The organism is Actinocrispum sp. NPDC049592 (genome assembly GCF_040675465.1).
Classification (GTDB): Bacteria; Actinomycetota; Actinomycetes; order Mycobacteriales; family Pseudonocardiaceae; genus Kibdelosporangium.
The window spans coordinates 1-15,013 of the sequence record NZ_JBFAPA010000011.1 but is presented as its reverse complement, the minus strand read 5'-3'; the positions used below and the strand labels follow the sequence as shown (position 1 = coordinate 15,013).

Genomic DNA, 15,013 nt, shown 5'->3' with positions numbered 1-15,013 from the left:
AATGGAGGATGGAAGGTGGCCGGCGCGGGCGCCGACCACCTTCGGTCCGATGAATTCACTAGCAAGTAATCGTCGGGTTACCCCAGTCCGCGTGGTCGGAGTTGTTGCCGTCGCCCGCGTCGGTGACCACGAGGCGTAGCTGGTCGGCCCCGGCGATGCTGCCGGACAGCTGCTTGGCCGCGGTGGCCCCGGTCATCGTGCCGCTGTCGGCGATCTTGGTGCCGTCGGCGAACACTTGGAACACCACCGAGCCCTTCGTACTGGCCACCTCGTCGTCCACGCCGACGCTCGCCGAGAACGTGTCACACGCTTTGCCCAGGTAGAACGAGATGTCGCTGGCCGCGTGCGTGCCGAGGCCCTTGGCGTACGTGGTCCCGTTGATGGTCAGCGTCTTGCCGTCGCCGCCGGCCTGGGTGTTGTTGCTGCGGTCCTTCTCCACCGGGCCCCAGCCGCTCACCGCCGAGTCCCAGCTCAGGTCGGACACCTGGTGCGTGCCCTCGGCCGGTGGCGTGCGCACACCCTTGCTGACCCGGTAGATCACCGTCTCGTGCGCGGGCACGGACACGCTGATCGTGCCGGTGGTGTTCCGGGTGGACTTCGACCACAGGTCCTTGAGGTTGTAGTTCGACGAGGAGCCGATGCCGATCGCCGAGGCGGTCGTGCTGATCGTCTGGGCCGAGGAGTTGTTGTTGAACAACGCCACCGCGTAGTCCCCATTGGACAGTGGCTTGGAGATCACGTACTTGTTGCCACTGGCGGAGATCTGCTTGCCCTGGACGCCCAGGGTGTCCTGGTCGACCGCGATGACGTCCTTGTTCAGCAGGGTCTCGTAGTTCTCCGCGGACACCTTGCGCAGGTCCGCGCCGATCAGCAGCGGCGCGGCCATGATCGCCCACAGGCTGAAGTGCGAGCGGTACTCCGCCGGGGTCATCCCGCCGTTGCCGACCTCGAGCATGTCCGGGTCGTTCCACGCGCCCGGTTTGGCGTACTGGGCCAGCGGCAGGTTCTTCTGGAAGATCGACACCATCTTCGAGTACGAGTCGCTGATGTCACCCGTGGTGCGCCACAGGTTCCCGACCGGCTGCGCCCACGTCCACGGCTGGTTCTGGCCCCACTCGCAGATGGAGAACACGATCGGCCGGCCGGTGGCGGCCAGCGCGTCGCGCATCTTCTTGTACCGCTGCTGGGCGTCCACACCCTGGTTGTTGCAGTTGTCGTACTTCAGGTAGTCGACACCCCAGGACGCGAACAGGTTGGCGTCCTGCGTTTCGTGGTTCAGGCCGCCCGGGAAGCCCGCCGTGTTGCAGGTTTTCGTGCCCGCGCTGGTGTAGATGCCGAACTTGAGGCCCTTCGAGTGCACGTAGTCGGCGACGGCCTTGATGCCGTTGGGGAACCGCACCGGGTCGGGCTCCAGGTTGCCCTGCGCGTTGCGGGAGGTCTTGGCCCAGCAGTCGTCGATGTTGACGTACTGGTAGCCGGCGTCCTTGAGTCCCTTGGACACGAACAGGTCGGCGATGCTCTTGATCATCGCCTCGTTGAAGGTGGCCTTGCACTGGGTGGTGTTCCAGTTGTTGAACCCCATCGGTGGGGTGCGGGCCAGGCCGTTGTCCAGCGCAAGTGCTTGCGGGGTGGCCTGGACGACGACGAAACCGAGCATTGTGGACAGTGCGGCCACAGCGACCGCGAGCCTTCTGAGCATGGTCGTAGCCTCGATTCAGCTGGGCAAGCCCCACTGCTTGCCGGGGACGGTGATCGGGACGGGGGCGACGGTGAGGTCGGGCAGGGCGCCCTTCGGGTACACGACCGCGGTCGCGCCCTTGACGAGGTCGATCTGGATCACGCCATCACCGGTGCTGTGCCAGGCAATCGGGGTTCCGTCCGGTGTGGACACCGTGATGTCCCCGGCGATCCCGTGCTTGACCCGGCACGGCTGGCCGGCCTCGCTGGTGAGCTTGACCCAGGCGGTCTTTCCCTGCCGCCGCACGGCGCTGAGCAAGAAAGCGCCCTGCGTGCGGAAGGTGCCCAGCGCGGCGTCGGCCCACTTGTCCGGGACCGCCGGGAAGACCCGGATGACCCCGCCCCAGCTCTGGCACAGCATGTCGTGAATGGACTGGGACGCGGACAGCGGTGTCTCGACCACCGGACTGCCCTCTTTGTACATGGTGTTCTCGGTGACCGGGTACTTCGTACTGGTGTCGAAGAACTTCAGCAGGTAGGTGAGCGCCTCGTTGCCGTTGCCCAGCACGGCGAACATCGACGCGGCGCCGGTGTAGCTGTACCCGCGGTGCGCACCCTGGATGGAGTGCCAGTGCCGCACCGACTTCTCGATCAGCGCCCGGTTCGCCGCGGTGTCCGGCGTGACCAGGTACAGCGGGTAGACCATGAGCAGGTGCGAGTAGTGCCGGTGTGACTTGGCGTACGGAACGCCCGCGCCGATCATGAACCCGGTGCTGTCGGTTGGATACGGCGTCAGGTCCTTGAGGGTCTGCTGCCATTTACCGGCCAGTGGGTCATCGGGTTTGGTCTGTAACAGGGTTTGCAGCGACCAGCGCAGCAGGGCGATGTCGTAGTTGGCGTCCGGGGCGAGGCCGTACTCGGGCGAAAGTGTTTGCGGCAGATGGAGTTTGCCGTCGTCGCCTTTCTTGAGGAAGTGCAGGTAGTAGTTGGTTGTGCGGCGCAGCAACGGGAAGATCGTGTTCTGCAGCAGCGACTCGTCCATGGTGTGCCGGTAGCTGAGCCACGCGTTGTGCAGTGTCCACGCGAGGTTGCCGACCTCACCGCTGCCGCTGTCCCCCGGGCGTTGCACATAGCTGCCCTTGATCGTGCGGCGGTCGGTGCTGCGCCCGACACCCGCGGAGTCCGGCTGGTATTCGGGGCGGACGTTCTTGATCAGGTTGTCCATGTTGTCGTGCAGGGTTTTGCTGATCGCGTCCAGCTCCAAGTGGTTGGAGCCGTGGATCAGCCAGTACTCGAGCTGCACGTTCAGGTTCCACCACACCGCCGGCCACCCGGTTTTCTCCAGCCAGGGGCCGCAGGTGGCCATGACGGGTGCGTCCGCGCGGGTGCCCGAGGCGATCTTGTACAGCTGGGCCCAGTGGAAGGACTGCAGGCGTTGGTCCGGAATGGACAGGAAGCTCTTCTGGTAGTAGGCGTTCCACCACTTGCGGTGGGCTGTTCGCAGTGTGGTCTCGGTGGCGTTCTGGATCCTGGTGAGGGCTTTGGCTTCCGCGGTCTTGTCCGTCGCGGTGTGCGCGACCGTGAGTAGCAGGGTGTCGCCGGTCTTGCGGTAGGCCGTGGCCGTTTGCCCGCCCGCGACCAGGTTTTGGGTGACCTGGCTGATGTTTTCTGTCGTCTTCTTGGTGGGCGCCGGGTTCTCGGTGTACCCGCTGGGCGGGGCCTCGGACGCGGACTTCGGGCTGATCGCCTTCTCCTCGTGGAAGACCCACTTGACCGTCTCGCCGCTCTGCGCGGTCGCCTTCGCGACGAGGGTCTGGTCGTGGATGAAGACGTTGAGCGTCAACGTGCCCTTGCTGGTCGTGACGGTGCCGGTGAGTTCGGCGTTCCACAGATCCAGCCGCCAGTCGACCTTGCTGATCGTCCCCGAAGGCTCAAGCGTCAGATGCCCAACCGGCAGCCGGCACACACCCCACGCGCTGCCGAACTGCGGGCGGTAGTCCTGGACCTCGGAATGCTGGGTGGTGAACCGGATCTGGTTCTTGCCGGGTTCCTGGTAGACCATCGACCCGAGCAGCCCATCGCCGAGAAACGGCCCCTGCCACCAGTCGGACGGAAGCCGTTTCCACACCAGATCCTGCTGGCCGACAAACGCGGGCCAGTCCAGCGCCTGGGCCTGGACCGGGTCCGCCGCCGCTTGGGCCGGGTCCGCTGCTTGGGCCGGGTTCGCGACCCCAGCCAACGCCGCGGTCGCCACCGACCCCGCGATAAATCCACGCCGGGAAACATCCCAGCTCTCTCCGGGCATGCGCCGTCCCTAGACTCGTGGGCAGGTGCGGGGCGGCGACGTTGCACCCGAGTTCACCAAGAAACTAAGCAGTGCTGAACACCCCGTCAAGACCCATGGACTAGACCATTGGAACGAAAGTCATCCGATCTCTGTCCGAGGTGAGGGGAAGGCGCTTGGCTGCTGTTCGTCGTGAGCGGCTGGGCGCGGTTCGATTTTGTGCGGGGACCCCTGCGGCGCACGGGCAGGCACCAAAGGGGGCAGGTCTGCGACCTGCCTCGCCGGAGAGCTTCTGTGCGCCGCCACCCCGCACAAAATCGAACCGCGCCCAGCCGCATCGGCCCAACTCTCACCCCGCCCATCCGCACGCCGCTTCATGGCACCGTGGCCCCTGCAGTAGGCCCTCGATTCTGGCCCCAGGTACGGCCAGACGGCCGCGAGGTCGAAGCCGCGGTCGTAGTCGTTCAGCAGCGCTTCGAAGAAGCCGGTCGCCACCGCGTCCTTGTCCGGTTCGGACCCGTCGGTGAGGACCTGATCGAGGGCGGCGAAAAGGGCGCGCCGCTGGGGTTCGTCGAACTCGGCGGCGTGGGTGGTGAAGGTGTGGGCGAGGGAGGCGAGGCGGATGGTGGGTGGGGATGGGTCGTCCGCGGTCAGGGTTGGGTGGCCGGCCACGAGTGCGGCCAGCCACTGGGGTCGGGATGATGTTCGTTCAGTCCTGGGTTGTGGCTGGGGCGAGCCAGATCACGCCTTGGGGTGGGAGTTGCAGCACGGCCGAGGCGGGCCTGCCGTGCCACGGCTTCTCTGTTGCCTCCACGTCGCCGAGGTTGCCCACACCTGAGCCGCCATAGGTGGTGGCGTCGGTGTTGAGGACTTCGCGCCAGTGGCCGGCCTGGGGGAGGCCGACGCGGTAGTTGTTGTGGGGCGCGCCGGAGAAGTTGGCGACGCAGGCCATGACGTTGGTGCCGTCGGGGTCATGGCGCAGGAAGCTCAGCACGTTGCCGCCTGCGTCGTTGGCGTCGATCCAGGAGAAACCCTCGGGGGAGGTGTCGCCCGCGTACAGGGCGGAGTTCTCGCGGTAGGCCGCGTTGAGGTCCGCCACCAGCGACCGGATGCCCGCGTGCAGCGGTTCCTCCAGCAGGTACCAGTCCAGCGACCTGTTCTCCGACCACTCGCCGACCTGGCCGAACTCGCCGCCCATGAACAGCATCTGCTTACCCGGATGCGCCCACATGTAGGCGAGCAGGGCACGCACGCCCGCGGCCTTGTTCCAGTCGTCGCCGGGCATCCGCGTCCACAGCGATCCCTTGCCGTGCACCACCTCGTCGTGCGACAGCGGCAGCACGAAGTTCTCGCTCCACGCGTACACCAGGGAGAACGTGATCTCGTTGTGGTGGTACGAGCGGTGCACCGGGTCGTGCTTGAGGTACGACAGGGTGTCGTGCATCCAGCCCATGTTCCACTTGAAGCCGAACCCGAGGCCGCCCAGGTGGGTCGGGCGGGTGACGCCGGGCCAGGCGGTGGACTCCTCGGCGATCATCATCGCGCCCGGGTGTCGCCTGTAGACGGTCGCGTTCAGCTCCTGCAGGAAGTTCACCGCGTCGAGGTTCTCCCGGCCGCCGTGCACGTTCGGCAGCCACTCGCCCTCACGCCGCGAGTAGTCGAGGTACAGCATCGAGGCGACCGCGTCCACCCGCAGGCCGTCGATGTGGAACTCCTCCAGCCAGTACAGCGCGTTGGCCACCAGGAAGTTGCGCACCTCGTTGCGGCCGAAGTCGAACACGAGCGTGCCCCAGTCCGGGTGCTCGCCGCGGCGCGGGTCGGCGTGCTCGTACAACGGCTCGCCGTCGAACCGCGCCAGCGCCCACGAGTCCTTGGGGAAGTGCGCGGGGACCCAGTCCATGATCACGCTGATGCCCTGCGAGTGCAGGTGGTCGACGAAGTAGCGGAAGTCGTCGGGGGAGCCGAACCGGGACATCGGCGCGTAGTACGACGTGACCTGGTAGCCCCACGAGCCGCTGAACGGGTGCTGCGCGACCGGCATCAGCTCGACGTGCGTGAAGCCCATCTCCACCACGTACTCGGCCAGCTGCTCGGCCAGTTCCCGGTACCCCAGGCCCGGGCGCCACGACCCCAGGTGCACCTCGTAGGTGCTGACCGGCTTACGCCACCAGTCGGTCGACTCGCGTGCGGTGACCCACTCGTCGTCCTGCCACTTGTAGTCCGAAGTGGACACGATCGAGGCGGTCGCGGGCGGCGGTTCGGCGCTGAACGCGAACGGGTCGGCCTTCTCGTGCCAGTTGCCGTCCTTGCCCAGCAGGCGGAACTTGTAGCGCGTGCCCGGCGGCAGCCCCGGGAGGAAGATCTCCCAGATGCCCGACGACCCGAGCGACCGCAGCGGGTTCGCGCGGCCGTCCCAGCCGTCGAAGTCGCCGCAGACCCGCACACCGTGCGCGTTCGGCGCCCACACCGCGAACGACGTGCCCTCCACCGGGCCCGTCGGGGTGTCGTAGCTGCGGGTGTGCGCGCCCAGAACGGTCCAGAGCCGCTCGTGGCGACCCTCCGCGATCAGGTGCAGATCCAGCTCACCGAGCGTGGGCAGCCACCGGTACGGGTCGTCGACGAGCTCGACCCGGTCGTTGTACGCGACCTCGAAGAGGTACTCGGTGGGCGTCTGGCTGAGAATCCCCGCGAACAACCCCGCGGCGACCTCGTCCAGCTCCTGCTTGAGGTCCCCGGCGAGAACGGTGACCGACGTCGCCCCGGGCCGGTACGCGCGGACCACGGCGCCGGACGGGTGCGCGTGTATCCCCAGCACCGAATGCGGGTCATGGTGCGAGCCGGCGAGCAGGCGGTTGACATCCTCGGCCGGCGGGGCCGGATCGAGTGGCTTCACCTCAGCGATCCTAACGGCCCGCACCGCCACCCGCAGAACACCCACCGTCCTGTTCGCCCGGTGACTCCCCGTAACTCACCGCTTGGTCCACATAGGACAGTCGCGGTCATCAGCCGAGTTCCTGGGCGAGCCCGACGACGATGCCCTCGGGACCGCGGAGGTAGCAGAGCAGGTAGATGTCCTCGAACCGCTCCAGCTCACCCACGAGTTCGGCGCCGTGCGTGCGCAGGCGGGCGATGACGTCCTCGATGTCGTCGACCGCGAACATGATGCGACGGATGCCCAGCGTGTTCGCGGGCGCGTCCTTCGGCTCCGGGGTGATGGCCTTGGGCCGGTGGAACTTCGCCAGCTCCACTCGCCCCCCGCCGCCCGGGACCCGGAGCATGGCGACGTCCTGCTGGACGTCCTCGAGCCCGACGACACGCTCAGCCCCTCGCCATTCGAGCGGCCCCTTGCCCTCCAGTTCCATGCCGAGTTCGACGAAGAACGCGATAACGGCATCGAGGTCCTCGACGACGATGAGGACGTTGTCCATCCGCCGGATAGCCACGCTGGGTCTCCTTCGTGAGATGCGGCCAAGATCCGCCCCTGGGACGGAGCCGCCAAGCCGTTCTCGACAGCTTGGTTCGTTCTGCTCCTGGTTCGATCGGGGCTACGAAGCGATCCGGGCGATCGAAGCGAGCGGGATCTGCACCCAGTCCGGGCGGTTGGCGTGCTCGTAGGAGACCTCGTACACCGCCTTGTCCAACTCCAGCGCCCGCAACAGAACTTCGTGCTCCCGCGGGTCCCCGTTCGGCGACACCTCGGCGTACCCGTCGCAGAACGCGCCGCGGTTGCGGTCGGACCACTCCCGCGCCCGGACCGCCAGCTGGTGATCCTCTGGTTGCCCCACAAGCAGTTGGTGCGCCGCGTAGTCGAACGACCGGAGCATCCCGGCGACATCCCGCAACGGTGACCGCGGTGCGGTGCGTTCGCTTAACGGCGCCGCCGGTTCACCTTCGAAGTCGATGAGCAGCCAGCCGTTCACGGTCCGGAGCACCTGCCCGAGGTGCAGATCGCCGTGCACGTGCTGGATCGGCACCCCGCCGTCGACGCCGCGTGCCGAGTCGAAGGCCGTCCGCAACGGTGTTTCGTATTCCGCGAGCTCGGGAACAACCGCCAGCACGGTGTCGAGGCGGCGGTGCATGGCGTCCACCGCTCCGTCGACCTCACCGGCCTGCACCGGGCGGGAATCCAACGCCCGCGCCAGGTCCGCGTGCACGGCGGCGACCGCGGCGCCGAGGCGGTGGGCCTCGCCGGCGAAGTCACCGCCCACCTCGAACGCGTGCAGGTCGGCTTCGGCCATCAGGTCGCGGACGCTTGCCGTGGCCATGGCCCAGCCGTCGGCGGCGTCGGCGAGGAACTGCTGCAACATGCCGAGCGTGGGGCGGTCGCCCTCCTCGTCGGCGATCCAGCCCAGCGGCTGGGCGATGTGCTCACAGCCGACCGACCGCAACGCGAGGTGCATCTGCAGGTCGGGGTTCGGGCCGGCGGACAGTTTGCGGAACAGCTTGAGGATGTACTGCTGCCCGTAGATCAACGAGGTGTTGCTCTGCTCGGAGGTCACCGCGCGCCCGCGCAGGCCCTGCTCGAGCTCCACCTCCGGCTCGCGGTGGAACTCGATCGGGCCGTGCGACTGGGTCTCGGCGATCGCGTCCAGCAGGAACGCCATCAGCTCGGGGTCGCTGGCCGCCTCGTACCACTGCCGCCCGTCCTCCCCGACCCAGATCCCGGACAGGTACTCCGGCGGAGACTCACGGCTGCCCAGCAGCAGCTGGTACGTCGCTTTCCGGTCCTCCTGCAGCACCTCGACGAGTGCGTGCACCAGCCGCGGGTTGCCCTCCAGCAGGGGGACCACCCGCACCGCGCGCGCCTCGGTGACCGGCCGGTCCTTGCCGCCGAACCACCGCTGGTTCGGCAGCCAGGACGGCAGTTCCTCGGCCAGCATCTTCTGAACTGCTGGCTCGCTCGTCATCCCTCGTCCACCGCCATGATCTCGAACCAGTAGAAACCGTGTCCTGGCAACGTGAGCAGGTAGGACAGCTCGCCGATCAAGGGGAACCGCACGCCGCCGGTGAGCTCGACCGGCTGGCGTCCCTCGTAGGCCGACAGATCCAGCTCGACCGGCTGGGGGAACCGGGACAGGTTGTTCACGCACAACACCGTGTCCTCCCCGAACCGGCGCAGGTAGGCCAGCACGCTCGGGTTGGACGAACCCAGTTCGTGGAAGTCGCCGAGCCCGAACGCCCGGTGCTGCTTGCGGACCTCGATCATGCGCCGCGACCAGTGCAGCAGTGACGATGTGTTGTTCAGCTGCGACTCGACGTTGATCGCCTGATATCCATACACGGGGTCGGCGATGACCGGCAAGTAGATCCTGCCGGGGTCGCACTGGGAGAACCCGCCGTTGCGGTCGGGTGTCCACTGCATCGGCGTGCGCACCGCGTCACGGTCACCGAGCCAGATGTTGTCGCCCATCCCGATCTCGTCGCCGTAGTACAGCACCGGCGAGCCCGGCAGCGACAGCAGCATCGCGGTGAACAGCTCCAGCTGGTTGCGGTCGTTGTCCAGCAACGGCGCCAGCCGGCGGCGGATGCCGATGTTCGCCTTCATCCGCGGGTCTTTGGCGTACTCGGTGTACATGTAGTCGCGCTCTTCGTCGGTGACCATCTCGAGGGTCAGCTCGTCGTGGTTGCGCAGGAAGATGCCCCACTGGCAGCCGTCCGGAATGGCCGGTGTCTGGGCCAGGATCTCCGAGATCGGGAACCGGGACTCGCGGCGCACGGCCATGAAGATGCGCGGCATCAACGGGAAGTGGAACGCCATGTGACACTCGTCGCCGCCGACCGCCGGGTCGCCGAAGTACTCGACGACGTCGGACGGCCACTGGTTGGCCTCGGCGAGCAGTACCCGCCCGGGGTACTCGTCGTCGACCACCTTGCGGCACCGGCGCAGGAACTCGTGCGTGCGCGGCAGGTTCTCGCAGTTGGTGCCCTCCTCCTCGAACAGGTAGGGCACGGCGTCCAGGCGGAACCCGTCGATGCCCAGGTCCAGCCAGAACCGCAGCACCTCCAGCATCGCCTCCTGGACCTCGCCGTTCTCGTAGTTGAGGTCCGGCTGGTGGGAGAAGAAGCGGTGCCAGTAGAACTGGCCGCGGACCGGGTCGTAGGTCCAGTTCGACGACTCGGTGTCGACGAAGATGATCCGCGCCTCGGAGTACTTCGAGTCGTCGTCGCCCCACACGTAGAAGTCGCCGTACGGGCCGGATGGGTCGCTGCGGGAGGCCTGGAACCAGGGATGCGCGTCGCTGGTGTGGTTGAGCACCAGGTCGGTGATCACCCGGATACCTCTGCGGTGCGCCTCGTTGAGCAGGTAGACGAAGTCCTCGACGGTGCCGAACTCGGGCAGCACCGCCCGGAAGTCGCTGATGTCGTAGCCGCCGTCGCGCAACGGCGAGGCGTAGAAGGGCGGCAGCCACAGGCAGTCCACCCCGAGCCAGGACAGATAGTCCATTTTGGACGCAAGGCCACGCAGGTCGCCCGTGCCGTCCCCGTTGGAGTCGGTGAAGGCGCGGACGAGCACCTCGTAGAAGACAGCGCTCTTGAACCAGTCGGGGTCCCTGGGCACCAGCCGGGCCGAGCGGAAGTCCTCGGCCTGCGGCTCGACCAGGTGCCCATCGGCCAGGACGGCCTCACCGGTATGCGGCACCCCCGCCAACCCCAGGACGGAGTCTGGACGGGAGTCATCCGGCGTAATTGCCACGGCAGCACCACTCGTTCGCTCGAGTCCAACACTTTGGTGGTACCCCAAAGCGCGGCTGAATGAACAGCGAATGCTCTGGCGGTGAGCGGACTCTAGCCGGTCAACCGCCACCCGAGCGAATTACACCTCCCGAACCGCTCAATCACCCACCCACGCCTCATCCCGGCCACCACCCACCAGACCGCCCAAGAGGGATGGGGCCCGTCAGTACTTGAAGTACGCGCAGAACGTGAGAACCGGGCAGCCGAGTGAAAAACGACTCCGCGCCTGAGCCGGGGCTCAGACGCGGAGAGTCAGACCGGGTTTACAGCTGGTGGCCGCACTGGGCGCAGAACATCGCCCCGGGGGAGGCCTTCGTCCCGCATTGCGTGCAGTGCACCTCTTTGATCAGCGCCTGTCCGCAATGCTGGCAGAACTTTCCGCCTGGGGTGCTGCCGCCGCACGAATCGCACCGCAGCTTGGGCACCTCGGCCAGGTTCTGGTGGGACGTCCAGTCCTGCTCGAAGGCTTTTTCGCGGAATTGGTAGCGCTGCGCGTCCGATTGGGCGCGCGCGATTTCCTCGGCGATCAGCGGCGAGCATTCCATGCACTGGCCGACGTCATTGTTCCAGCAGAACTGGGCGCACACCCAGCGGCCGCACGCGCGGCACTGCCGGAAGTTGGGGCGGACCAGTTCCACCGCCTTGGCGAAGTGCCGGTCCTTGGTCGCGCTGCCCTCGCCCGACCAGCTGTAGCGGTTGAAGTCCTCGACGCCGGACGACAGCGTCTCGACCTTGCCGCCGAACCATTCGCCCGCCATGCGCAGCAGGCCCTTGCCGCGGGAGGCGATGTTCTGTTCGAACGGTGACTGAAAACCATTGTTGCAACGGTTGCAGTGGAACTCCCACTGGAAGCCATTCTCGTTGCACATGTCCCGAACGTTGCCGGTGAAGGGTACGGGTGCGACCACGAGAGCAGGATAAACGACCGCGCCCGGGTCGCGGCACGTGCGAACAGTGTTATTCATGGCGCCCCATCGGTTGCCCGAAAGGGCGCCGCAACCATATGTCCGTTATTACTACTTGCGCACCGAGATAATGTGCGCCACCGCGTTCCACGGCTCCAGCCGCACGTAATTCGCCTGGCCCCAGTCCCAGCTCTGTCCGGTGACCTCGTCGTGCGCGGTGAACCGGTCCTGCCACTGCAGGCCCAGTTCCGGCATGTCCAGCCAGACCGTGCCCTGCTCGGCGCTGAACGGGTCCAGCGACAGCACCACGATCACCGTGTCGCCGCTCGCCGGGTCCACTTTGGAGTAAGCCAGGATCGCGTCGTTGTCCACGTGGTGGAACCGCAACGTCCGCAGCTGCTGCAGCGCGGGGTGGGCGCGGCGGATCGTGTTCAGCTGGCGCAGCCACGGTTCCAGCGAACGTCCCTCGGCCAGGGCCTTGTCGTAGTCGCGCGGCCGCAGCTCGTACTTCTCCGAGTTCAGGTACTCCTCGCTGCCCTCGCGCACCGGCTCGTGCTCGAACAGCTCGTATCCCGAGTACACGCCCCACGTCGGCGCGAACGTCGCCGCCAGCGCGGCACGCAGCGCGAACATGCCCGGTCCGCCTTCCTGCAGCGACGCGTGCAGGATGTCCGGGGTGTTCACGAACAGGTTCGGCCGTGCCTCGTGCGCGTGGTTGACCAGTTCGTTGCCGAACTCGATCAGCTCCTGCTTGCCCACCCGCCAGGTGAAGTAGGTGTAGGACTGGGTGAACCCCAGGCGGGCGAGGCCGTAGAGACGCGCCGGGCGCGTGAACGCCTCGGACAGGAACAGGACGTCCGGGTGTGCCGCCTTGACCTGGGTGATCAGCCAGTGCCAGAAGTCCGGTGGCTTGGTGTGCGGGTTGTCGACCCGGAAGATCTTGATCCCCTGGTCCACCCAGTGCGTGACCACCCGCAGCACCTCGGCGTACAGGCCCACCGGGTCGTTGTCGAAGTTCAGCGGATAGATGTCCTGGTACTTCTTCGGCGGGTTCTCCGCGTACGCGATCGTCCCGTCCGGCCGGGTGGTGAACCACTCCGGGTGCTCGGCCACCCACGGGTGGTCCGGCGCGCACTGCAACGCCAGGTCGAGGGCCACTTCCATGCCCAGTTCCTGGGTGCGCGCGACGAAGTCCTTGAAGTCGGCGAGCGAGCCCAGCCGGGGGTGGATCGCGTCGTGCCCGCCCTCGTCGGACCCGATCGCCCAGACCGAGCCGACGTCCTCGGGCACCGAGATCACGCTGTTGTTGGGGCCCTTGCGGTTCACCTTGCCGATCGGGTGGATCGGCGGCAGGTACACCACGTCGAAGCCCATCGACGCGATCCGGTCCAGCTCGCCCATCGCGGTCTGGAACGTGCCGTGCACCGGCTTGCCGGACTCGTCCAAGCCGCCCGTGGACCTGGGGAAGAACTCGTACCAGGACCCGAACAGCGCGCGGCGGCGGTCCACCTGGACGCGCACGGCCTTGCCGCGGGTGACCAGTTCGCGCACCGGGTGCTCGGTCATGATCTGGTGCACCGGCTCGGACAGCGCCTCGGCGATCCGCGCCGGCAACGCGCGGCCGGTGTCCCGCAACGCCTGCGCGGCGGAGGTCAGCACGCGCTTCTCGCCGTTGCGGTTGGGGCGCCGGGAGACCCGGTCCAGCAGCCGGGCGCCGTTCTCCAGGTCGTTGGCCAGCTCCTCGGCCGACTGCATGGCGCCGACCTTCACCTCGACCGTGTGCCGCCACGTCGCCCACGGGTCGCTCCACGCGTCCACGCGGTAGGTCCACAGGCCCTCGGTGTCCGGGACGATCAGGGAGGTGAAGATGTCCGGCTCGACCGGGTGCGGCTGCATGCGGGTCTGCCGCGCCGCCCGGTCGGTCGGCCCGCGCCAGGCGACGGTGGCCGCGACCGCGTCATGCCCTTCGCGCCACACCGTCGCCTGGATCGGGACATGTTCACCCACAACGGCTTTGACCGGATACCGGCCACAGTCGACAGTGGGGGAGACGTCATCGATGCCCAGGCGACCGCTCACAGGCTCTCCTCGTTTCCGGGGTCTGCCTATAGTCTGCCGTGCCCGGGCATCGTACGCGGAACGGGGCGGTTAACTCGTTGCCGATGCCCGCTGGTACGCGGGTCACCGCTGCCCGGGCTATCCGTTCGGGACAGCGGTTTTCCGCACGCGGTAGGTCAGGTGCGTGACGCGAGTGCCTTGCACCACCTCGGGATCGTCGAGCATTACGTGGCCCGGCAGGTCGCCGAAGAACCGGATGCCGCGGCCGAACAGCACGGGCACCAGGTCGACGCTGATCTCGTCGAGCAGGCCGGCGGTGAGCGCCTGCTGCGCGACGGTCGGGCTCGCGACCGAGATGTGCTTGTCCCCGGCCAGTTTCCGGGCGGCCGCAACGGCGCTCTCGATACCGTCGGTGACGAACACGAAGTCGTCGTGCGGCCAGTCCTCCGGCGCCTTGTGGGTGAGCACGACCACCGGCACTCCCGCCGGATGCGCGCCACCCCACCCTTGCGCCACGTCGAACAACCGCCGTCCGGCGATCAACGCCCCCATCGACTCCACATTGCGCCGCAAGTGCTCCGCACTCACCGCGGACACCCGGACGTGCCTCGCCGGGTGATCACCGGGCAGCGAGTACGCCACCGGCCCCGCGCCGTACCAGTCGAACAACTCCCCGACCCCGTCCCCAGGCTCGGCGATGAACCCATCCAGCGACATCGACATGTTCGCGACGACCTTGCCCATGATGACCTCCCTTGTGTCACCAGTGAAACGCCGCCCGCGACCGGAACTCATCGGTGCGGCGATGAGTTTTTCGCTGGTCGCTGGTCGCTGGTCGCTGGTCGCTGGTCGCCCGCGCACGCCGGTTCGCGAGGCTCGCCATCCACTCCACTGCTTCGGCGCCGGTCACCGAGACGGCCTGCCCTCAGCCGCGCTCCACAGGGGCCACCCTCGATCTGCCCTGTCAGACACGCACCCGCCCACGCAGAATTGCGGCGCCACCTCGGATCGCTGCCTCGCGCTTGACCGAGAGTGCGGCCTGAGGATGGCCTCGTGCCCCACGGATAGCCCGCCCTGCTGGTCGATCGAGAGGTCGCTCCCCGGGTTGCCTCGCACCCAACGGCAAGTCCGCCCTGCGGTTGCCTCACACGCAACGAGCAATCCGCATCGCGAGAGTCGCCCACCATCCAAATTCGTTCGTCAACCACCCCACATCGCCCCCGAACGGCCCTTCCACCACGTCGCGTCCGTCTTGTTCAATCGCCCCGCGCCCCGCGCCCCGCGCCCCGCGCCCCGCGCCCCGTTGCGGTGGGACCGGACACGGTTTTCCAGGCGGGATCGGTCAGCAAGCACG

9 protein-coding genes are annotated in these 15,013 nt (G+C 67.5%); all 9 read right to left on the bottom strand.

Annotation, left to right across the window (positions count from 1 at the left end):
• Positions 1–58: 58 nt before the first annotated feature.
• Positions 59–1,699 (bottom strand): NPCBM/NEW2 domain-containing protein, encoded by a 1,641-nt coding sequence (locus AB0J95_RS26150; RefSeq protein ID WP_364762917.1) that lies wholly within the window; start codon positions 1,697–1,699, stop codon positions 59–61.
• Between the two features lie 15 nt (positions 1,700–1,714).
• Positions 1,715–3,931 carry a glycoside hydrolase family 95-like protein gene (locus tag AB0J95_RS26145; protein WP_364762914.1) on the bottom strand — a complete coding sequence of 739 codons (2,217 nt, stop codon included), beginning with the start codon at positions 3,929–3,931 and terminating at the stop codon, positions 1,715–1,717.
• A gap of 739 nt (positions 3,932–4,670) precedes the next feature.
• A complete protein-coding gene (gene glgB, locus AB0J95_RS26140; RefSeq protein ID WP_364762911.1) occupies positions 4,671–6,854 on the bottom strand; it encodes a 1,4-alpha-glucan branching protein GlgB in 2,184 nt (727 codons plus the stop codon).
• 109 nt (positions 6,855–6,963) lie between these two features.
• A complete protein-coding gene (locus AB0J95_RS26135) occupies positions 6,964–7,404 on the bottom strand; it encodes a VOC family protein (protein WP_364762908.1) in 441 nt (146 codons plus the stop codon).
• Positions 7,405–7,506: 102 nt separating this feature from the next.
• Entirely contained in the window at positions 7,507–8,868 is a 1,362-nt protein-coding gene (locus AB0J95_RS26130; protein ID WP_364762905.1) for an aminoglycoside phosphotransferase, read from the bottom strand.
• A complete protein-coding gene (gene treS, locus AB0J95_RS26125) occupies positions 8,865–10,601 on the bottom strand; it encodes a maltose alpha-D-glucosyltransferase (protein WP_364762902.1) in 1,737 nt (578 codons plus the stop codon). The genes AB0J95_RS26130 and treS overlap by 4 nt, the downstream gene beginning before the upstream one ends.
• 358 nt (positions 10,602–10,959) lie before the next feature.
• Positions 10,960–11,604: a zinc ribbon domain-containing protein gene (locus AB0J95_RS26120; RefSeq protein ID WP_364762899.1), complete on the bottom strand. Its 645-nt coding sequence runs from the start codon at positions 11,602–11,604 to the stop codon at positions 10,960–10,962.
• A gap of 108 nt (positions 11,605–11,712) precedes the next feature.
• Positions 11,713–13,680 carry an alpha-1,4-glucan--maltose-1-phosphate maltosyltransferase gene (locus AB0J95_RS26115; protein ID WP_364762896.1) on the bottom strand — a complete coding sequence of 656 codons (1,968 nt, stop codon included), beginning with the start codon at positions 13,678–13,680 and terminating at the stop codon, positions 11,713–11,715.
• 117 nt (positions 13,681–13,797) lie between these two features.
• The gene (locus tag AB0J95_RS26110) at positions 13,798–14,403 is read right to left on the bottom strand and encodes a dihydrofolate reductase family protein (protein WP_364762893.1); all 606 of its coding nucleotides are present in this window, start codon (positions 14,401–14,403) and stop codon (positions 13,798–13,800) included.
• Between the last annotated feature and the right edge of the window lie 610 nt (positions 14,404–15,013).

Coding starts and splice junctions, on each gene's coding strand:
- AB0J95_RS26150 (WP_364762917.1), bottom strand. CDS start 1,699: ATGCTCAGAAGGCTCGCGGTCGCTGTGGCCGCACTGTCCACAATGCTC.
- AB0J95_RS26130 (WP_364762905.1), bottom strand. CDS start 8,868: ATGACGAGCGAGCCAGCAGTTCAGAAGATGCTGGCCGAGGAACTGCCG.
- AB0J95_RS26110 (WP_364762893.1), bottom strand. CDS start 14,403: ATGGGCAAGGTCGTCGCGAACATGTCGATGTCGCTGGATGGGTTCATC.